This window comes from Paractinoplanes hotanensis, from assembly GCF_023717965.1.
GTDB lineage: Bacteria > Actinomycetota > Actinomycetes > Mycobacteriales > Micromonosporaceae > Actinoplanes > Actinoplanes polyasparticus.
Map to the genome: position 1 here is coordinate 67,421 of NZ_JAMQOL010000019.1, position 18,608 is coordinate 86,028.

General features: G+C 69.4%; 21 protein-coding genes. 16 read left to right on the forward strand and 5 right to left on the reverse strand.

Annotated elements, in window-relative coordinates; translation table 11 throughout:
- Window positions 1-68: 68 nt before the first annotated feature.
- Together LXN57_RS15910 and LXN57_RS15915 are read right to left on the reverse strand one after the other, a co-directional pair.
- The gene (locus LXN57_RS15910; RefSeq protein ID WP_251798938.1) at window positions 69-470 is read right to left on the reverse strand and encodes a VOC family protein; all 402 of its coding nucleotides are present in this window, start codon (window positions 468-470) and stop codon (window positions 69-71) included.
- Window positions 467-883 carry a helix-turn-helix transcriptional regulator gene (locus LXN57_RS15915; protein WP_251798939.1) on the reverse strand — a complete coding sequence of 139 codons (417 nt, stop codon included), beginning with the start codon at window positions 881-883 and terminating at the stop codon, window positions 467-469. The genes LXN57_RS15910 and LXN57_RS15915 overlap by 4 nt, the downstream gene beginning before the upstream one ends.
- 23 nt (window positions 884-906) lie before the next feature.
- Here LXN57_RS15915 and pdxT point away from each other — a divergent pair, with 23 nt between their 5' ends.
- From pdxT to LXN57_RS15940, 5 genes are all read left to right on the forward strand, one after another.
- The gene (gene pdxT, locus LXN57_RS15920) at window positions 907-1,503 is read left to right on the forward strand and encodes a pyridoxal 5'-phosphate synthase glutaminase subunit PdxT (RefSeq protein WP_251798940.1); all 597 of its coding nucleotides are present in this window, start codon (window positions 907-909) and stop codon (window positions 1,501-1,503) included.
- Window positions 1,504-1,521: 18 nt separating this feature from the next.
- Complete coding sequence (locus LXN57_RS15925; RefSeq protein ID WP_221377979.1) at window positions 1,522-2,274, forward strand: YebC/PmpR family DNA-binding transcriptional regulator; 753 nt, start codon at window positions 1,522-1,524, stop codon at window positions 2,272-2,274.
- 43 nt (window positions 2,275-2,317) lie between these two features.
- Window positions 2,318-2,869 (forward strand): Uma2 family endonuclease, encoded by a 552-nt coding sequence (locus LXN57_RS15930; protein ID WP_251798941.1) that lies wholly within the window; start codon window positions 2,318-2,320, stop codon window positions 2,867-2,869.
- Between the two features lie 66 nt (window positions 2,870-2,935).
- Complete coding sequence (locus LXN57_RS15935; RefSeq protein WP_251798942.1) at window positions 2,936-3,484, forward strand: Uma2 family endonuclease; 549 nt, start codon at window positions 2,936-2,938, stop codon at window positions 3,482-3,484.
- Window positions 3,485-3,590: 106 nt separating this feature from the next.
- Complete coding sequence (locus LXN57_RS15940; RefSeq protein WP_251798943.1) at window positions 3,591-3,743, forward strand: PIN domain-containing protein; 153 nt, start codon at window positions 3,591-3,593, stop codon at window positions 3,741-3,743.
- Between the two features lie 8 nt (window positions 3,744-3,751).
- Here the strand turns inward: LXN57_RS15940 and LXN57_RS15945 are convergent, their stop codons facing one another.
- Window positions 3,752-4,291, reverse strand: a complete 540-nt coding sequence (locus LXN57_RS15945) for a hypothetical protein (RefSeq protein WP_251798944.1) — start codon at window positions 4,289-4,291, stop codon at window positions 3,752-3,754.
- 104 nt (window positions 4,292-4,395) lie between these two features.
- On the opposite strand from LXN57_RS15945, the gene ruvC reads away from it, so the two are divergent.
- The 8 genes from ruvC (at window position 4,396) to LXN57_RS15985 (ending at window position 13,597) form a co-directional block, all read left to right on the forward strand.
- The gene (ruvC, locus tag LXN57_RS15950) at window positions 4,396-4,938 is read left to right on the forward strand and encodes a crossover junction endodeoxyribonuclease RuvC (RefSeq protein ID WP_251798945.1); all 543 of its coding nucleotides are present in this window, start codon (window positions 4,396-4,398) and stop codon (window positions 4,936-4,938) included.
- Complete coding sequence (ruvA, locus tag LXN57_RS15955) at window positions 4,935-5,537, forward strand: Holliday junction branch migration protein RuvA (RefSeq protein ID WP_251798946.1); 603 nt, start codon at window positions 4,935-4,937, stop codon at window positions 5,535-5,537. Before ruvC ends, ruvA begins: the two co-directional genes overlap by 4 nt.
- Window positions 5,534-6,568, forward strand: a complete 1,035-nt coding sequence (ruvB, locus tag LXN57_RS15960) for a Holliday junction branch migration DNA helicase RuvB (RefSeq protein WP_251798947.1) — start codon at window positions 5,534-5,536, stop codon at window positions 6,566-6,568. Before ruvA ends, ruvB begins: the two co-directional genes overlap by 4 nt.
- Window positions 6,569-6,671: 103 nt before the next feature.
- Window positions 6,672-7,100 (forward strand): preprotein translocase subunit YajC, encoded by a 429-nt coding sequence (gene yajC / locus LXN57_RS15965; RefSeq protein WP_438872878.1) that lies wholly within the window; start codon window positions 6,672-6,674, stop codon window positions 7,098-7,100.
- A gap of 188 nt (window positions 7,101-7,288) precedes the next feature.
- Window positions 7,289-9,160 (forward strand): protein translocase subunit SecD, encoded by a 1,872-nt coding sequence (gene secD, locus LXN57_RS15970; RefSeq protein ID WP_251799009.1) that lies wholly within the window; start codon window positions 7,289-7,291, stop codon window positions 9,158-9,160.
- Window position 9,161: 1 nt separating this feature from the next.
- Entirely contained in the window at window positions 9,162-10,361 is a 1,200-nt protein-coding gene (secF, locus tag LXN57_RS15975; protein ID WP_251798948.1) for a protein translocase subunit SecF, read from the forward strand.
- Window positions 10,362-10,429: 68 nt separating this feature from the next.
- The gene (locus tag LXN57_RS15980) at window positions 10,430-10,993 is read left to right on the forward strand and encodes an adenine phosphoribosyltransferase (protein ID WP_438872879.1); all 564 of its coding nucleotides are present in this window, start codon (window positions 10,430-10,432) and stop codon (window positions 10,991-10,993) included.
- Between the two features lie 168 nt (window positions 10,994-11,161).
- Window positions 11,162-13,597, forward strand: a complete 2,436-nt coding sequence (locus tag LXN57_RS15985; RefSeq protein WP_251798949.1) for a RelA/SpoT family protein — start codon at window positions 11,162-11,164, stop codon at window positions 13,595-13,597.
- Window positions 13,598-13,656: 59 nt separating this feature from the next.
- Here the strand turns inward: LXN57_RS15985 and LXN57_RS15990 are convergent, their stop codons facing one another.
- Together LXN57_RS15990 and LXN57_RS15995 are read right to left on the reverse strand one after the other, a co-directional pair.
- Window positions 13,657-14,499: a peptidylprolyl isomerase gene (locus tag LXN57_RS15990; protein WP_251798950.1), complete on the reverse strand. Its 843-nt coding sequence runs from the start codon at window positions 14,497-14,499 to the stop codon at window positions 13,657-13,659.
- A gap of 36 nt (window positions 14,500-14,535) precedes the next feature.
- Window positions 14,536-15,390: a peptidylprolyl isomerase gene (locus LXN57_RS15995; RefSeq protein WP_251798951.1), complete on the reverse strand. Its 855-nt coding sequence runs from the start codon at window positions 15,388-15,390 to the stop codon at window positions 14,536-14,538.
- Window positions 15,391-15,521: 131 nt separating this feature from the next.
- On the opposite strand from LXN57_RS15995, the gene LXN57_RS16000 reads away from it, so the two are divergent.
- The 3 genes from LXN57_RS16000 to LXN57_RS16010 all read left to right on the forward strand — a co-directional run bounded on the left by LXN57_RS16000 (window position 15,522) and on the right by LXN57_RS16010 (window position 18,597).
- Window positions 15,522-16,220: an MBL fold metallo-hydrolase gene (locus LXN57_RS16000; protein WP_251798952.1), complete on the forward strand. Its 699-nt coding sequence runs from the start codon at window positions 15,522-15,524 to the stop codon at window positions 16,218-16,220.
- Window positions 16,221-16,246: 26 nt separating this feature from the next.
- On the forward strand, window positions 16,247-17,554 hold the full coding sequence (gene hisS / locus LXN57_RS16005; RefSeq protein WP_251798953.1) for a histidine--tRNA ligase: 1,308 nt from the start codon (window positions 16,247-16,249) through the stop codon (window positions 17,552-17,554).
- Between the two features lie 116 nt (window positions 17,555-17,670).
- On the forward strand, window positions 17,671-18,597 hold the full coding sequence (locus tag LXN57_RS16010; protein WP_251798954.1) for an acyl-ACP desaturase: 927 nt from the start codon (window positions 17,671-17,673) through the stop codon (window positions 18,595-18,597).
- The last annotated feature ends 11 nt before the right edge of the window (window positions 18,598-18,608 follow it).

Genomic DNA, 18,608 nt, shown 5'->3' on the forward strand with positions numbered 1-18,608 from the left:
CGGTCCGTATCCACCATCGGCCTCCTGGCGGTTGATCGGGAAAGCGCCGCGCTACGACTCGACGTTGATCAGTTCTTCTCGACGAGGACCAGCCAGTTGCCGGTGTTGTCGCGCATGACGGCCTCGATGCCGTAGGGGCGGTCGGACGGCTCCTGCAGAAACTCGACGCCGGCCGCCGACAGCTCGGCGTACGTCCGGTGGCAGTCGTCGACGCGCAGGCCGAAACCGCCCATCTGGCCCGACTCCAGCTGCCCGCGGATGAAGGCGGCCGCCTCCGGCGACAGCGGCGGGCCGGGCGTCATCAGCGTCACCTCCAGTTCGGGCTGGTTGGGGTGGACGATCGTCACCCAGCGCAGCGGGCCCATCCGGGCGTCCACGCGGGGCTCGAAGCCGAGGTGCTTGACGTAGAAGTCGCGGGTGGCGTCCTGGTCGAGGCAGTACACGGTCATCAGCGAGATGTTGAGAATCATGTCTCGACCGTAGGAGGCCCGGCGCCCGGGGGCTTCTCCGAAATTGCGATCACTCCGTGCATGAAGAGCCAGCAGCCGGGGATGTGCGGCGCCGAGGTGGCCCAGCGCTTCTGGTACGCCGTGGGGCTCTCGCCGACCAGTTCGGTGAAGCGGGACGAGAACGAGCCGAGCGACGAGAAGCCGACCGCCATGCACACCTCGGTGACGGTCAGATTCGCGTGCCGCAGCAGGTCCTGCGCCCGGGCGATGCGCCGCCGGGAGACGTACCGCATGGGGGTCTCGCCGTAGGCGGCGCGAAACGCGCGTACCAGATGGAACCTCGACATGCCGCCCAGCGCGGCCAGGCCGCTCAGTGTGAGGGGCGCCGCGCTGTTGCGGTCGATGTGGTCGCGCACCCTGCGCAAGGCGAACACGAGGTCAGCCTAAGCTCGACACCGTGAACATCGGAGTGCTGGCTCTGCAGGGCGACGTGCGCGAACATCTCGCCGCGCTGGCCGAGAGCGACGTCCTGGCCCGGCCGATCCGCCGTCCCGAGGAACTCGCCGACGTCGAAGCCCTGGTCATCCCCGGCGGCGAGTCGACCACGATCAGCAAGCTGGCCGTCTCGTTCGGCCTGCTCGACCCGATCCGCAAGCGGATCGCCGACGGGATGCCGGTTTACGGCTCCTGCGCGGGCATGATCATGCTGGCCACCACGGTGCTCGACGGGCGTCCCGATCAGGAGAGCTTCCAGGGCATCGAGATGACCGTGCGGCGCAACGCGTTCGGCCGGCAGGTCGACTCGTTCGAGGGTGACGTCGCGATCGACGACATCGCCGGCGGCGATTTTCACGCTGTCTTCATCCGCGCGCCATGGGTCGAAGAGGTCGGCGACGACGTACGGGTGTTGGGCCGCGTCAGCGACGGGCAGGCCGCCGGTAGGATTGTGGCCGTTCGGCAGGGGAACCTGCTCGCCACGGCTTTCCACCCGGAGCTCACCGGCGACCTCCGCGTCCACCGGTACTTCGTCGAGATGGTCCGCCAGGCCGCCTGACACAACGGAGGTTCTCGCATGTCCGGCCACTCCAAGTGGGCGACGACCAAGCACAAGAAGGCCGTCATCGACGCCAAGCGCGGCAAGATGTTCGCCAAGCTCATCAAGAACATCGAGGTCGCGGCCCGCACCGGCGGCGGTGACCCGGCGGGCAACCCGACGCTGTACGACGCCATCCAGAAGGCGAAGAAGAGCTCCGTCCCCAACAACAACATCGACAACGCGGTCAAGCGCGGCTCCGGTCTCGAGGCCGGCGGCGCCGACTGGCAGACGATCATGTATGAGGGCTACGGCCCGAACGGCGTCGCTCTGCTGATCGAGTGCCTCACCGACAACCGCAACCGCGCCGCCACCGAGGTCCGCACGGCGCTGACCCGCAACGGCGGCACGTTCGCCGACGCCGGCTCGGTTTCGTACCTGTTCAACCGCAAGGGCGTCATCATCGTCCCGGCCGAGGGCATCAGCGAGGACGACCTGATGATGGCCGTCCTCGACGCCGGCGCCGAAGAGATCAACAACCTCGGCGAGTCGTTCGAGATCGTCAGCGAGCCGACCGACCTGGTCGCCGTGCGCACGGCGCTGCAAGAGGCCAACATCGAGTACGACTCGGCCGACTCGTCGCTCCTGCCGACGATGAACGTCGAGGTCGACGAGGAGGCCGCGCGCAAGGTCCTCAAGCTGGTCGACGCGCTCGACGACTGCGACGATGTCCAAGAGGTCTACACGAACGCCGACATCAGCGACGACGTGCTGGCCGCTATTGACGCGTGACACCTGGTCGCAAGACCAGTAGGGTGAGGGGGTGCTTGCCGTTATGACCGGCATCAATCTGCCGCCGATCGAGGACCTCGACGTTGACGACCTCGCCTCCTTGCCCAAGGAACACCGTTACGAACTGCACGAGGGAAACCTCGTCATCATGACGCCATCGACCTACTGGCACAAAGTGATGGCGCAACGCTTGTTGATCATGCTGCATGCGGCCGGTCACATGGTTCTCCAGGACGCGGGGATCCGTGGCGACCGGCCGCGTGATCTGCGCCTTCCCGACCTCGGGGTGGTCATCAGTCTGCCGCCCGAGCTGGCTGACTACTCGAACCTGCCCGGGTCCGCGTTCGGTCTGGTTATCGAGATCGTCTCGGAGAACTCTCTGAACGGCGAGTACACCGAAAAGGCGCGGTGGTACGCCGAGCGAGGTATCCCGGAATACTGGATCGTCGACCGGGATCCTCAGCGCTCCCACGGCGACGCGCTGGTTCACCTTCATCGTTTGACGCTCGGCGGCGGCGAGCCGTCGTATGTCCGCGAGCGCTCGGTGCGGTTGTCAGAGCTCGAGGCGGAGTTCCGCGCGAAAGCTGAGGCCTGACGACTGGTCGCGTGACCAGTAAGGTGGCGGGACAGAGCCATCTCGGCGTGGAGGTGCGACCCGCCCATGACCGGCCTCTTCCTTCCGCCCATCGAGGATCTCGAACTCGACGACCTCGCCGCCCTGCCGCGGCACTACCGCTACGAGCTGCGCGACGGCAATCTGGTCATCGCGGCGCCCTCCAGCTTCTGGCACAAGGTCATGGCGGGCCGGGTGCTGGTCATGTTGCACAAGGCCGGCCTCAACGTCTTCCAGGATCCCGGCGTACGCGGTGACCGCCCCCGCGACTGCCGCGTGCCCGACCTGGGCGTGGCCAGCCGGCTGCCACTCGGCCTGGCCACCTATTCGCATCTGCCGGCGTCGTCGTTCAACCTCGTCGTCGAGGTCGTCTCCGAGGGCGCGGCGAACGGCGAATACACCGATAAGGCGGCCTGGTACGCCGAGCACGGCATCCCCGAGTACTGGATCGTCGACCAGGCCCCCGACCGCGCCGACGACGACGCCTTCGTCTTCGTCCACCGCCTCCTGCTGGCCGGCGGCGAGCCCATCTACGGCCGCGAACGCAATGTCCTCCTGTCCGAGCTGGAACGCGAATATCCTGATACTGACTCGTGACAACTGGTCGGTCGACTACCAGTCTCGGAGGTGGGACTCGGTCGCGGTCATCCGGCGTGAGTTGGCGTCCTACGGTGCCCATCAAAGTTTGTCGGGGGCGGATCTGGTGATCGTGGCGATCGCGATCCGGCTGAGACTGACGGTGCTTCACGAGGACAGCGACTTCGAAACGGTCGCCCGCTTCGTGCCGGAATTGAAGCAGTATCGTCTGCGCCACGGGCCACCGACCGAGAAGGCAATGTCGACAGTCGATGGATGAAGTGATTCTCAGTAGTCGACCGCGATCTTGGACATGGTCTGGATCAAGATGGCTATGAGGAGGATGCCGAAGGCTATGCGGCGTCCCACGGCGTGCCACTGCTGGCGCCGGTAGGCCTGACACCAGGCGATGCCCGCGTCGGCGGCGGCGCTCACCCGGCCGGATCGGTGCGTGTCGGGCAGCACCGCGGCCTTGAGCAGGGCGATGCTGCCGCCGCGGCGGTACAGGGCGGGGGCGTACGCCGGGCGGTGCAGCACCCGCACGTCGACCTCGTAGATCTGGTCGTCGCGCCACTGCTTCGTGCGCACCTCCAGGCGGTGGCGCAGATATTCGTACGCGGCGTGGGGCCGGCCCAGCAGGCGGCGACGCCACGACAGGCGCCGCCAGTGGGACGCCACGTCGGCCAGCACGTCCATGTAGAGGTGCTCGGCCTCGGGGTCGCCGCCGACCAGCCGGCTCGTCTCACGGCGCAGGTCATCGAGGTGGCACGAGACGAAGTCGACGTACGCCGGTGGCGGCTCGTCGTCCATGGGTGGCACGAGATACATGGGTCACACCCCCGGCCTCCATCGTCGAGGCGTGTCGCTGCCGGGCGCAAGAGGGCAGCGTATTAGGGTGTCGAACACACGTACGTGAGTCAGGGGAGGTCTTGGTGCGCGTGCTCGGCATCGACCCGGGTCTCACCCGGTGCGGAGTCGGTGTCGTCGAGGGCGTGCCGGGGCGGCCCGGCACGATGATCGCCTATCACGTCGTACGCACCGAGTCCGACGACGACATCGCGCACCGCCTGCTGCAACTCGACCGGGCGCTGGCCGCGCTGGTCGCCGAGCACCAGCCCGAGAGCGTGGCCGTCGAGCGGGTGTTCGCCCAGCACAACGTCCGTACGGTGATGGGCACCGCCCAGGCCAGCGCGGTCGCCGTGCTGGCCGGCGCGCGGGCCGGACTGCCCGTGCAGACGTACACGCCGAGCGAGGTCAAGGCGGCCGTCACCGGTTCCGGTACGGCCGGCAAGGCACAGGTCACGGCGATGGTCACCCGGCTCCTCCAGCTCGACGCGCCGCCCAAGCCGGCCGACGCCGCCGACGCCCTCGCCCTCGCCATCTGCCACATCTGGCGCGGCGGCACCCGCGCCCGGATCCAGGCCGCGGCCCTCGCCGCCGCCCGCAAAGCTCACCAGGGGAGAGTCCGCCGATGATCGCAAGCGTGCGCGGGGTGGTGGCGGCGATCGCGCCGGACAGCGCCGTCATCGAGGTCGGCGGCGTCGGCCTGCAGGTGCAGTGCGCGCCGGGCACTCTCGCGGGGCTGAAGCCGGGGGCCGAGGCTCGGCTGGCCACCAGCATGGTCGTCCGGGAAGACTCGCTGACCCTCTACGGCTTCGCCGACGACGAAGAGAAGCACCTCTTCGAGCTGCTTCAGACGGCCAGCGGCGTGGGCCCCCGGCTGGCCCAGGCGGTGCTGGCCGTGCACCAGCCCGAGACGGTGCGCCGCGCCATCGCCGGCGGCGACCTGGCCACCCTGACCCGCGTGCCCGGCATCGGCAAGAAGGGCGCGGAACGCCTCGTGCTCGAGCTGCGCGACCGGATCGGCCCGCTGCCGATCGGCGACGGCGGCTCGGCCGGCGTGCTCAACGGCGCCTGGCAGGAGCAGGTACGTCAGGGCGTGCTCGCGCTGGGCTGGTCCGCCGCCCAGGCCGACCAGGCTGTGGTCGCCGTCGCCGAATCCATCGAAGGCGAGGTCCCCCCGGTTCCCGTCCTTCTCCGCCAGGCGATCCGCCTGCTGGGCAAGGCCCGATGAGCGACGACCTGGTCTCCGCCACCGCCGGCGACGACGAGCTCGACGCCGAGGCGAGCGTCCGCCCTCGCCGCCTGGCCGAGTTCATCGCCCAGCACCGCGTCCGCGACCAGCTCGACCTCCTGCTCAAGGGCGCGATGGGCCGCGGCACCCCACCCGACCACATCCTGCTCTCGGGGCCTCCTGGCCTCGGGAAGACGACGCTGGCCAACATCGTGGCGGCGGAGTTGGGGACGGGGATCCGGACCACGAGTGGGCCGGTCATCGAGCGGTCGGGCGACCTGGCGGCGATCCTGACCGGGCTCGCGCCGGGGGACGTGCTGTTCATCGACGAGATCCACCGGATCGCCAAGCCGGCCGAGGAGCTGCTGTACAGCGCGATGGAGGACTTCCGGGTCGACGTCGTGGTGGGCAAGGGGCCGGGGGCCACTGCCATTCCGCTCGATGTGGAGCCGTTCACGCTGGTCGGGGCGACCACGCGGGCCGGGTTGCTGTCGGGGCCGATGCGCGACCGGTTCGGCTTCGTGGCCCATCTCGACTTCTATTCGGCGGCCGACCTCGACTCGTTGCTGCACCGGTCGGCCCGCATTCTCGGGGTGCCGATCACCGACGACGGCGCGGCCGAGATCGCGGGGCGGTCGCGGGGGACGCCGCGTATCGCGAACCGCCTGCTGCGGCGGGTTCGCGACTACGCCGAGGTGCGCGCGGACGGGGTGGTGACCGAGGCTACGGCGCGGGCCGCCCTCAAGGTGTACGACGTGGACGCCCTGGGGCTCGACCGGCTCGACCGGGCCGTGCTGCGGGCGCTGATCGAGTCGTTCCGGGGCGGGCCGGTCGGTCTGTCCACGCTGGCAGTGGCCGTGGGGGAGCAGTCCGACACCGTCGAGGAGGTGTGCGAGCCCTTCCTCGTACGGGCCGGGTTGCTGGCCCGTACGCCGAGGGGCCGGGTTGCGACCGAGGCGGGCTGGGCCCATCTGGGAAAGACGCCGCCCTCGGGCACGATGCAAGGAGATCTGTTCGCGCGCGATGCGTGAAATCCCTCGTAATGCGAACGTGATGTGTGCCGCATTCGGAACTCCCAGGTTGACCGATTAGACTCGCCGCCGTTCAACCGGGATGTGTTTATCGCCCCGGTGCGTGGTGTTCCGCGTCACCGGTGGCCAACGGAAGGCTTTTTTCGTGCCATACGCAGCCGAGGCATCCGGGGGTGGCAGCTTCACGCCGCTGCTCCTCATCGTTCTGCTCTTCGCCGTGATGTATTTCTTGATGATCCGGCCGCAGCAGAAGCGTCGTCGCGAGGCCGCGCAGATGCAGAACGCGCTCGGCCCCGGTGACCGCATCGTCACCATCGGTGGCCTGCACGGCACCGTCGTCGCCGTTGCCGACGACGTCGTCACGCTGGAGATCGCCGAGGGCGTGCACGTCGACTTCGCGCGCCCGGCCATCGCCCGCGTCGTGAGCCAGACGGCCGCCGCGGCCGAGGTTCCGGCCGAGGAAGAGATCGCCGAACCCGCCGTGGAGGAGCCGATCGTCAACCCGGTCACCGACACGCGTAAGAAAGACTGACAACTCAGACGTAGTACCCCTCGGGCCGGCCCGCGCGGCGTCAAGCTGCCGGGCCGGTTCGTCGGGCCCGCGCGAGGCCGCAGCCGAGAGCGCGAAGCGGACGTTAGACTCCACGACCGCCTCAACCACACCAAGACGCCGTAAACACAGGGAGATCGAAAGCCGTGGCACGACCACCACAGGGACAGATGCATCCCGGACGGCAGCTTGCCGTGCTCGGCGCGCTCTTCGTTGTCCTTTACCTGCTCGTCTTCTTCGCGGGCGGGGCGAGTGGCTCCTTCACCGACCGTCTGCAGCCCAAGCTCGGCCTCGACCTGGTGGGTGGCACGCAGGCCACCTACATTGCGTCGGTCGAGGGCGGCCAGGTGCCGCCGAAGGCGAACATGGAGCAGGCCCGCGACATCATCGAGGAGCGGGTGAACGCCCTCGGCGTCTCCGAGGCCGAGGTGGTCATCCAGGGCGACCGCAACATCGTGGTCTCGCTCGCCGGGAAGGCCGACGACCAGCTCAAGGACCTGTCGCAGGCCGCGCAGATGCGTTTCCGCATGGTCATCGGCGCGACGGGTGACGCCGCCGCGGTCGCGCTGAACCCGCCGTCGGCGCAGCCGAGCGCCCCCGCCTCCGCGCCGGGCAGCGCCCCGGCGAGTGCCCCGGCCAACGCGCCCGCGAGCGGCGGCGCCAACGCGCCGCAGGTCGGGGACAGCCCGTCCTCCGGTGGCCAGGGTGGCGGCGCGCCCGCCCCCAGCGCCACGCCGAGCGCCCCCGCGCCGTCGCCCAGCGCGACCGGGGACGCGCCGGTGAGCGCCGACACGCAGCAGCAGCGCGAAGCTGTCGAGAAGAAGGTCGGCGCCGCGGCGTGGTCCGCGGCCGAGAAGCTGACCGCTCCGGTCGACCTGCAGGCCGACCCCAAGGCCGGCCTGCCGTTCGCGAACTTCGCCAAGCTGACCGGCGAAGAGGTCAACGTGCTGACCCCGCAGATGCAGTTCAACGTGCCGACGGTCAGCTGCCAGCAGCTCGAGGACCGGCCGAACGGCGCCATCGACGCCGTCAACTCCCAGGCCGTCGCCTGCTACCAGGGCGGCAAGGTCCTGCTCGACAAGGCGCCGGTCGTCGGTGAGGACATCTCCAAGGCGAGCCCGCAGCTCGACCAGCAGACCGGCCAGTGGGTCGTCTCGCTCGACTTCACCAGCGCCGGCTCGGCCAAGTGGGCCGCGCTGACCCGGCAGGCGTTCGAGGCCACCCAGACCGACCCCTGCTTCGTCGCCGCCCAGTCGCTGTACGGCCAGGTCGACCACTGTGCCGTCGCCGTGGTGCTCGACAAGAACGTCATCTCGGCGCCGCAGATCCAGGGCGTGCTGACCGGCACGTCGCAGATCACCGGCCAGTTCAACTCGGCCTCGTCGCGTCAGCTGGCCGACCAGCTCAACTTCGGCGCGCTGCCGGTCACCTTCACCTCGGGCCCGGCCCAGACCGTGTCGGCGACCCTGGGCATCCAGCAGCTCAAAGCCGGTCTGCTCGCCGCGGGCATCGGCATGGTGCTGGTGGCGATCTACTCGTTCTTCTACTACCGCCTGCTCGGTACCGTCATCATCCTGAGCCTCATCCTGTCCGGTCTGCTGACGTTCGGCGCGCTGGTGTTCCTCGGTCGTACCGTGGGCTTCACCCTGACCTTGGCGGGTATCGCGGGCTTCATCGTGTCGCTGGGTGTCGCGGCGGACTCGTTCGTGATCTATTTCGAACGTCTCAAAGACGAGATCCACGAGGGTCGAAGTCCGCGGAGCGCGGTGCCTCGAGCCTGGGTTCGGGCCCGGCGCACCATCATCTCGGCGAACACCATCACGATCATGGCCGCCGTGGTGCTGTACATCGTCTCGGTCGGCGCGGTGCAGGGCTTCGCCTTCGCGCTGGGCGTGGCAACCGTCCTCGACCTGGTCGTCGTGTTCCTCTTCCGGCACCCGATCATGACGATGTTCGCACGGACCAAGGCCTTCCTGTCGCCGCGGGTGAGCGGCCTCGGTCGTGTCCTCCGGCAAGTTCCGACCGATGTCAAGGAGGCCTGACATGGCCCGTCAGGGTTTCGCCACCCGGCTCTACACGGGCGAGGCGAACATCAACGTCATCGGCCGGCGCAAGCTGTGGTTCTCGATTGCGGCGGTGCTCGTCCTGCTGTCGATCGGCAGCTTCGCGATCAACAAGTTCCACCTCGGTATCGAGTTCGCGGGTGGCACGTCGTTCAGCGTCCCGGCCAGTGTGGGAGGCAAGGAGCTCTCTCAGGCCGAGGTGTCCGACGCGGTGGAGCGGGCGATCCAGTCGGTGGACCCGGGCGCCGAGGTCGGCGCCGCGCAGCGCGTCGGTACCGGCGAGGGCGCCAGCTACAACGTCAGGGCGTCGGCGCTCAGCGCTCAGCAGGCCGAGCAGGCCAAGACGGCCCTGGTGCAGGATCTCGGCGTCGCGCCTGAGGACGTGAGCGACGACCAGGTGTCAGCGGCCTGGGGTGGCCAGGTGACGAGGCAGGCGCTGGTGGGCCTCCTCGTCTTCCTCGTCCTGGTGATGATCTATCTGATCGTCCGGTTCGAGTGGCGGATGGCGGTCGCGGCGGTCTCCTCGCTCGTGCTCGACCTGATTCTGACCGCGGGCATCTACTCCGTCGTCGGATTCGAGGTCACGCCGTCCACGGTGATCGGCTTCCTCACGATCCTCGGCTACTCGTTGTACGACGTCGTAGTGGTCTTCGACAAGGTGCAGGAGAACACGCGCGGCATCACGGCGAGCAGCGTGCGCACCTACAGCGAGGCGACCAACCTGGCCGTCAACCAGACTCTGATGCGGTCGATCAACACCAGTCTGGTGGCGCTGCTGCCGGTCGGCGGCCTGCTCTTCATCGGCGCCGGCCTGCTCGGCGCGGGCACGCTGAAGGACCTGGGCCTGGTGCTGTTCGTCGGCATGGGCCTCGGTGTCATCTGCTCGATCCTCTTCGCGGCGCCGATGCTCGCTGTGCTGAAGGAGCGCGAGCCGAGGATCAAGGCGCACACCGCCCGCGTGCTGGCCCGGCGGGCCGGCGCCCGCTCGGGCGACGTCGCCCCGCGCGGCGAGCGCACCGGCCGCGACGCCAACGTCGCCGGCTCGGACGAGACGGCTCCGGCGCTGGCCTCGGCCGCGCCGCGGCCGGGCAGCCGCCCGACGGCCAAGCGCAACACCAACCGCGGCGGACGGCCCGGCGGCGCCGGCAACCGCCCCGCCGGGGGCAGCAAGCGTCGCTGACGCACCACGACGACGCAGGGGCAGCCGGTGATCCGGCTGCCCCTGCGTCGTTCGTTAGGCTGTCGCACGTGACCGATGAGAAGACCCGCGCCACCGGAGACAGCGGCCCCGATCTGGCCGCAGTGGTCGCCGGCAGCACGATCGACGTGCCCGACTTCCCCAAGCCGGGCATCGCCTTCAAGGACCTGATGCCGCTGTTCGCCGACGGGCGGGCCTTCCACGAGGTGATCGACGGGATCATCGCCCACTACGGCGCCGACTCGTTCGACGTCGTGGCCGGCGTCGAGGCGCGCGGCTTCGTGGTGGCGGCGGCCATCGCTTACGCGACGGGGGTTGGCGTCGTGCCGGTGCGCAAGGCGGGCAAGCTGCCGCGCCAGGCCCTGGCGGCCTCGTACGAGCTGGAATACGGCGAGGCCACCCTCGAGGTGCACGAGGACGCGTTCATCGCCGGACAGCGCGTCCTGGTGGTCGACGACGTGCTCGCCACCGGGGGCACGGCCGGCGCGGCTCTCGAACTGGTCGAGCGGGCCGGCGGCACGGTCGTGGGCTTCACCGTGCTGATGGAGCTGGCCTTCCTGAAGGGCCGCGGGCGCTTGAAACCGCGCACTGTCCACGCCCTGTTGACCGTTTGATGGAGCTTTGCCGCTCTCCGGACAGCTCTTTCGGAGGTTCGGCCGCGCCATCGGGGAAGACTGTGCGGGTAGGATGGCGTTCCTAACCAGGTGACCAACCCTGGCATTGGTGGACTTCTCCGGCCGGCGACGACCGGCCGGGTCCCGAGCGATGGTGTGAGGAGGCCGGTGTCCAGCGACGTCGTCCCTCCGGCGGAGGGCACGGTGCAGCCGACCGAGGACTCACAAAACGGTGCGGGCGCTCCGGTGCCCCCTGACGAGCCGAGGCCGGTCGAGGTACCCGACTCCGACGCGACTCAGCCGATGCCTCCGGCCGAGGCGCCGGCCGCGGGCTTCGGCACCCTGGCCGGCGCGCCCACCGGCCGCCGCGTGCGGGCCCGGCTGGCGCGCTTCAACGCGCCCTGGCAGAGCACCCAGGTCAGCGAGGTTCTCGAACCCCTGATCGCCACCCACCGGGCCAGCCACCCCAAGGCCGACGGCCGCATGCTGCAGCGCGCCTTCGACGTGGCCGCCCGCTGGCACTCGGGCCAGTACCGCAAGTCCGGCGACCCCTACATCACCCACCCGCTGGCCGTGGCGACGATCCTGGCCAACCTCGGCATGGACACGACCACCCTGGTCGCGGCCCTGCTGCACGACACGATCGAGGACACCGACTACTCGCTCGAGCAGATGCGCAGCGACTTCGGCGGCGAGGTCGCGCTGCTGGTCGACGGCGTCACCAAGCTCGACCGGGTCAAGCTGGGCGACGCGGCCAAGGCCGAGACCATCCGCAAGATGGTCGTGGCGATGGCGAAGGACCCGCGGGTGCTGGTCATCAAGCTGGCCGACCGGCTGCACAACATGCGCACCCTGACCTTCCTGCCCCGCCCGAAACAGGAGCAGAAGGCCAAGGAGACGCTCGAGATCCTGGCCCCGCTGGCCCACCGCCTCGGCATGAACACGATCAAGTGGGAGCTCGAGGATCTCGCCTTCGGCACCCTGTTCCCCAAGCGGTTCGAAGAGATCAACCGGCTCATCGGCGAGCACCAGCCGCAGCGTGAGGCGCTGCTGCGCCAGGTGACCAACCGGGTCAGCCTCGACCTCAAGTCCGCGAAGATCAAGGCCGAGACCACCGGCCGCCCCAAGCACCTCTACTCGATCTATCAAAAGATGATCGTGCGGGGCCGCGACTTCAACGACATCTACGACCTGGTCGGCGTGCGCATCCTGGTCGACACGGTCCGCGACTGCTACGCCGCGCTGGGCGTCATCCACGCGAACTGGCAGCCCGTGCCGGGCCGGTTCAAGGACTACATCGCGATGCCGAAGTTCAACATGTACCAGTCGTTGCACACGACGGTCATCGGCCCGACCGGCAAGCCGGTCGAGATGCAGATCCGCACGTTCGCGATGCACCGCACGGCCGAGTTCGGCATCGCCGCCCACTGGAAGTACAAGGAGCAGAAGGGCGCGACGATCGTCGGCCCGCCGGCCCACATCGACGAGATGACCTGGCTGCGTCAGCTGCTCGACTGGCAGCGCGAGGCGAGCGACCCGTCCGAGTTCCTCGACGCGTTGCGCTTCGACCTGTCGAGTCAAGAGGTGTACGTCTTCACGCCCAAGGGCGACGTGATCCCGCTGCCGACGGGGTCGACCCCGGTCGACTTCGCCTACGCCGTGCACACCGAGGTCGGGCACAAGTGCATCGGCGCCCGGGTCAACGGCAAGCTGGTGCCGCTCGAGTCGACGCTGTCCAACGGCGACGTCATCGAGATCTTCACCTCGAAGTCGGCCAACGCCGGCCCCACGCAGGACTGGCTCGGCTTCGTCAAGAGCCCGCGGGCGCGGACGAAGATCCGGCAGTACTTCAACAAGGAGCGCCGCGAGGAGGCGATCGAGGACGGCAAGGAGGCCATCGTCAAGGCGATGCGCAAGCAGGGCCTGCCCCTGCAGCGCATGCTGACGAACGAGAACCTCACGACGATCGCCCGCGATCTGCACCTGGCCGACGTCGCCTCGCTCTACGCGGCGATCGGCGAGAGCACGGTGTCGGCCCAGTCGGTCGTGCAGAAGCTGGTCGCCGGCTTCGGCGGCGAGGAGGGCGCGGTCGAGGACATCGCCGAGACCGCCGTCGCGACCCGCCCGCCGCGCAACCGCAGCACCGCGCAGGATCCCGGCGTCGTGGTCAAGGGTGTCAGCGACGTATGGGTCAAGCTGGCCCGCTGCTGCACCCCGGTGCCGGGCGACGCGGTGTTCGGCTTCGTCACCCGCTCGGGCGGCGTCAGCGTCCACCGGGAAGACTGCGCCAACGCCGAAGACCTGCGCGACCAGCAGGAACGCGTCGTCGAGGTGACCTGGAAGCCGACCAGCGCGTCCACCTTCCTGGTGGCCATCCAGGTCGAGGCGCTCGACCGGCACAAGCTGCTGGCCGACGTCACCCGGGTGCTCTCGGAGGAGCGGGTCAACATCCTCTCGGCGACGGTCACCACGACCCGGGACCGCGTGGCCGTCAGCCGGTTCACGTTCGAGATGGCCGACCCGAAGCATCTGGGCCACCTGGTGGCCGCCGTGCGCAAGGTCGACGGCGTCTTCGACGCCTACCGCGTCACGTCCGGCGCGTAGCGAATCGAGCAACGAGAAAAGGGCCCCCGCCGAAGCGGGGGCCCTTTCTCATGAACCGATCAGGCGGCGGCCATCGTCAGCGACTTGATGGTCACCTCTTTCTTCGGGTGGCCACCTCCCGCGGACTGCGCGAACGCGCCGTCGTCGCCGGCCTTGACCACGCCCTTGACGATGTCCAGGCCCTCGGTGATCGTGCCGAGGAGTGTGTAGTTCGCCGGGAGCTGAGTGTCTTCCGAGCAGATGAAGAACTGGCTGCCGGTGCTGCCGGGCTGGCCGGTGTTGGCCATCGCGATCGAGCCCGCCGGGTACGGCTTCTTGGTGTCGGTCGGCAGGTTCTCTTCGGCCATGGTGTAGCTCGGGCCGCCCTGGCCGTCGGTCTCGCGCCAGCCCTTGCCCGAGGCGAACGGGTCGCCGCACTGGAGCACCTTGAAGGTCGCCTCGTTGACCAGACGGTGGCACTTCGAGTTGTCCCAGAACTTCTTGCTCGCGAGGAACTCGAAGCTGGCCGCGGTGCAGGGCACCTTGGACTTGTCGACGGTCGCCTTGATGACGCCCAGGTTGGTGTCCATGGTCAGCACGTCGCTGCCGGTGTTGGGCGCGGTCGCCGGCGGGGTGCCGACGTCCTTGACCTTGCCGCCGCCGCCCGCGTCGGGCGTCCAGGTGCAGGCGACCTGGCCGGCCGGGACGTTACCGGCCGCGGTGGGGGAGTCGGCCTTGTTGTCGTCACCGCCGATCGAGGTGACGATCCACACGGCGGCGCCCGCGATCAGCACGACCGCGATCGCCGAGCCGATGATGGCCTGCCGCTGCCGGCGCTTGCGGGCGGCCGCGGAACGCTCGGCCATCTCCTTCTCGAGACGGGCCCTCGCCGCCGCGCGTTGCCGGTCCTTGATCGACGACACGGTGTTCCTCCTGCTGCTGATATGTCGGCCTGGGGCTCAGGACTGGGTGCTGGCCGAAGGGGCTACGGACGCCGGGGCGTCGCCGACGGTCAGGGTCTTGATGGTGATCTTCTTGGTCGGCTTGACCTTGTCGCCGGTGGCGTTGGCCGTCGTGGGGATCTTGGCCAGCTTGTCCACCGTCGCCTGCCCGCCCGTCACCTTGCCGACGATCGAGAACTCCGGCGTAGCGGGGGAGTAGTCCTTGGTGAAGATCAGGAACTGACTGCCGTTGGTGCCCGGCGGGTTGCCGATCAGGGCGACGGTGCCCTTCGGGTAGAGCGGCGTGCTCGAACCGGGAGCGGCCGACGCGCTCGGCTCAGGGGTGGTCGGCACGTTCTCGTTGTAGACGCTGTACGTCGGGCCGCCGAGACCCGTGCCGGACGGGTCGCCGCAGCGCACCGCCCCGTACGCCGTGATCTCGTGGCAGTCGGTGTTGTCGTAGAACTTCTTGCTCGCCAGGTACGTGATGTCGGCCGTGCCGCACGGCGAGAACTCGCTGTCGAGGCCCACGACGACCGGCTCACCCTGATTGGTGGTGATCGTCATCGTCTGGGTGCCGAGCGTCGGGATGTCCTTGGTCGGTGGCGTGCCCACGTCCTTCAGGTTCGAGTTCGTGGACGCGTTCTGCGGGGTCCAGAGACAGATGTCCTGGTCGGCCGCCTCGGTTGTCTCGTCGGAGTCGAACGCGCCGCCGATCCACGCGACGCCGGCCACGATGAGCAGGACCGCCACCCCGGAACCGATGCCCGCGAGCATTCGCCGTCGGCGATTCTGTTTCGCGGCCCGTCGCACCATCTGCCGATCGAGCTTCGCCCGCGCCAGCTTGCGCTGCCGGTCCCTGCTGGATGCCACCGAACGCTGTCCTCTCGAACGACCGTGTCACACGCCCGCAAGAGTGTACGGGTACCTCCTGAGAAAGTGGTGTGCGCCCGCCCGACTAGGATCGTTACGATTCGTACCTGTCTGCGTGAGGAGGGCCCGGCGTGCTCGTCACCGGCTTCGAGGCCCAGGCCTTCGGCACCAATTGCTATGTGGTGGCCACCGCTCCGGGCGAGCAGTGCCTGATCGTCGACCCCGGCATCGGCGTGCTCGACCGGCTCGACGAGGTGATCGCCGAGCACCGGCTCTTCCCGGCCGCGGTGCTGCTGACGCACGGCCACCTCGACCACAGCTTCTCGGTCGCCCCGGTCTGCGGCGCGCGCGGCATCCCGGCGTACGTGCACCCGGCCGACACCGAGATGCTGGCCGACCCGGCCAAGGGTCTCGGCATGGGTCTCGACCAGCTCTTCGGGGGCCGGCTGACCTATTCGGAGCCCGACGACGTCGCCCTGCTCACCGACGGCGAGACGATGGTGCTGGCCGGCCTCGAGGTGACCGTCGACCATGCGCCCGGCCATACCGGCGGGTCGGTGCTGTTCCGGCTGCCCGGCGCGGGCTCCTCCTTCGACGCGGACCAAGTCTGCCTCTCCGGGGATGTTCTCTTCGCCGGCTCGATCGGACGCACCGACCTGCCGGGCGGCAGCACGCCGACGATGATGACCAGCCTGCGGGACAAGATCCTCCCGCTGGCCGACGACACCGTCGTCCTGCCCGGCCATGGACCGGCCACCACCATCGGCCGCGAGCGCGCGACGAACCCGTACCTGCGGGAACTCGTCGCAGCGCCCGGCCGCGGACTTTGAGCGTCTTCTGAGGAGACTGAAGAGCAATGCCCATTTCCGGCTTTCCCGAATGGATGCCGCCGCAGCGCATGATCGAGCAGCGGGTCCTCGACCGGATCCGCTCCACCTTCGAGCTGTACGGCTTCTCCCCGCTCGAGACCCGTTCCGTCGAGCCGCTCGAGACCCTGGTGAGCAAGGGGGAGACGTCCAAGGAGGTCTACCTGCTGCGCCGCCTGCAGGCCGACGAGAACGCCAAGGACGACGACCAGCTCGGCCTGCACTTCGACCTGACCGTGCCGTTCGCCCGATTCGTCGTCGAGAACGCGGGCAAACTGCAGTTCCCGTTCCGGCGCTACCAGATTCAGAAGGTGTGGCGCGGCGAGCGCCCGCAGGAGGGCCGCTACCGCGAGTTCCTGCAGGCCGACATCGACGTGGTCAACCGCGGCGAGCTGCCCTTCCACTACGACACCGAGATGCCGCTGGTGATCGGGGACGCGCTCGGCGGCCTGCCGATCCCGCGCATCCGCATCCAGGTCAACAACCGCAAGGTGTGCGAGGGCTTCTATCGGGGGCTCGGCCTCGCGGACACGGCGCAGGTTCTGCGTACGGTCGACAAGCTCGACAAGATCGGCCCGGCCCGCGTGGCCGAGGCGCTGATCGAGACCGCCGGCGCGACCCGGGCCCAGGCCGAGGCGTGCCTCGAACTGGCTGCCATCTCGGCTGACGACGGTTCCTTCGTGGACGCCGTCCGCAAGCTCGGGGTGAACGACCCGCTGCTCGACGAGGGCCTGAACGAGCTGCTGCAGGTGGTCGAGACGGCCCGCGAGAACGCGCCCGGCCTGGTCGTGGCCGAGCTGAAGATCGCGCGCGGGCTCGACTACTACACCGGCACCGTCTACGAGACGCAGTTGCAGGGCTACGAGCGGTTCGGCTCGATCAGCTCGGGCGGCCGCTACGACAACCTGGCCTCGGCCGGCAACGAGCGGTTCCCCGGCGTCGGCTACTCGATCGGCGTGTCCCGGATGCTCGGCGTGCTCTTCGGGCAGAACGCCCTGAGCGTGTCGCGGTCGGTGCCGACCTGCGTGCTGGTCGCCCTGCCCAACGAAGATCAACGGCCGTCCTGCGTACGCATCGCCGCCGCCCTCCGCCGCCGGGGGATCCCGACCGAGGTCGCGCCCTCGGCGGCGAAGTTCGGCAAGCAGATCCAGTACGCGGACCGCCGCGGGATTCCCTACGTGTGGTTCCCTGGCGAGCCCGACACCGTGAAGGACATCCGCTCCGGCGACCAGGTCGAGGCCGACTCCACCACCTGGCAGCCGCCCGCCGAAGACCTGCACCCGGTCATCGCCGGCTAGCGCGGCGCCCGGCGTCCCGTCGCCTCATCCTGCGGGACGCCGGGACGCCGCGCAGGCGGCAGCGCATACACTTACCTACGGTGCCGTAAGTTACGGCGCCGTAGGGAGTGATCGTCATGCCGCTGGACCAGACCTCGTTGCTCCTCGAACTGGAGCCCGTCGTGGCGACCAACCTCGACCGGCATCTGTCGCTGGCCAAGGAGTGGTTCCCCCACGAGTACGTGCCGTGGAGCGAGGGCCGCACGTTCGACGGCCTGCTGGGCGGCGAGCCCTACCGGCCGACCGACTCGCAGCTGCCCGATGTCGCGCGTACGGCGCTGATCGTCAACCTGCTCACCGAGGACAACCTGCCCTCGTACCACCACGAGATCGCGACGCTCTTCGGCCGCGACGGGGCCTGGGGCACGTGGGTGCACCGCTGGACCGCCGAGGAGGGCCGGCACGGGATCGCGCTGCGCGACTACCTGACGGTGACCCGGGCCGTCGACCCGGTCGAGCTGGAGCGGGCCCGCATGACGCACATGGAGGCCGGTTACTCCAACGGCCACCCCGACGAGATCCTGCACTCGATCGCGTACGTCGCCTTCCAGGAGCTCGCGACCCGCATCTCGCACCGCAACACCGGCAAGGCCACGGGCGACCCGATGGCCGAGCAGCTGCTGGCGCGGGTGGCCGCCGACGAGAACCTGCACATGGTCTTCTACCGGAACCTGCTGGCGGCGGCGTTCGACCTCGACCCCAACCACGCGATGCGCGCCGTCACCGACGTGGTCGCCGCCTTCGAGATGCCCGGCGCCAACATCGAGGGCTTCGGCCGCAAGGCGCTGTCGATCGCGCTGGCCGGGATCTACGACCTGCGCCAGCACCGCGACGAGGTGCTGCAGCCCGTGCTGCGCCAGTGGGACGTCTTCGGGCGTACCGACCTGGACGGGGACGGGGAGAAGGCCCGCGAGGAGCTCGCCGCTCACATGGACGAGCTGGAGGCCCAGGCCGCCCGGTTCGAGGAGAAGCGGGAGGCCCGGCGGCAGCGTCTGCAGCGCTGACCGCTCATTCG

Coding starts and splice junctions, on each gene's coding strand:
- LXN57_RS15910 (WP_251798938.1), bottom strand. CDS start 470: ATGATTCTCAACATCTCGCTGATGACCGTGTACTGCCTCGACCAGGAC.
- LXN57_RS15925 (WP_221377979.1), top strand. CDS start 1,522: ATGTCCGGCCACTCCAAGTGGGCGACGACCAAGCACAAGAAGGCCGTC.
- LXN57_RS15930 (WP_251798941.1), top strand. CDS start 2,318: ATGACCGGCATCAATCTGCCGCCGATCGAGGACCTCGACGTTGACGAC.
- LXN57_RS15935 (WP_251798942.1), top strand. CDS start 2,936: ATGACCGGCCTCTTCCTTCCGCCCATCGAGGATCTCGAACTCGACGAC.
- LXN57_RS15945 (WP_251798944.1), bottom strand. CDS start 4,291: ATGTATCTCGTGCCACCCATGGACGACGAGCCGCCACCGGCGTACGTC.
- ruvA (WP_251798946.1), top strand. CDS start 4,935: ATGATCGCAAGCGTGCGCGGGGTGGTGGCGGCGATCGCGCCGGACAGC.
- ruvB (WP_251798947.1), top strand. CDS start 5,534: ATGAGCGACGACCTGGTCTCCGCCACCGCCGGCGACGACGAGCTCGAC.
- secD (WP_251799009.1), top strand. CDS start 7,289: ATGCATCCCGGACGGCAGCTTGCCGTGCTCGGCGCGCTCTTCGTTGTC.
- secF (WP_251798948.1), top strand. CDS start 9,162: ATGGCCCGTCAGGGTTTCGCCACCCGGCTCTACACGGGCGAGGCGAAC.
- hisS (WP_251798953.1), top strand. CDS start 16,247: ATGCCCATTTCCGGCTTTCCCGAATGGATGCCGCCGCAGCGCATGATC.
- LXN57_RS16010 (WP_251798954.1), top strand. CDS start 17,671: ATGCCGCTGGACCAGACCTCGTTGCTCCTCGAACTGGAGCCCGTCGTG.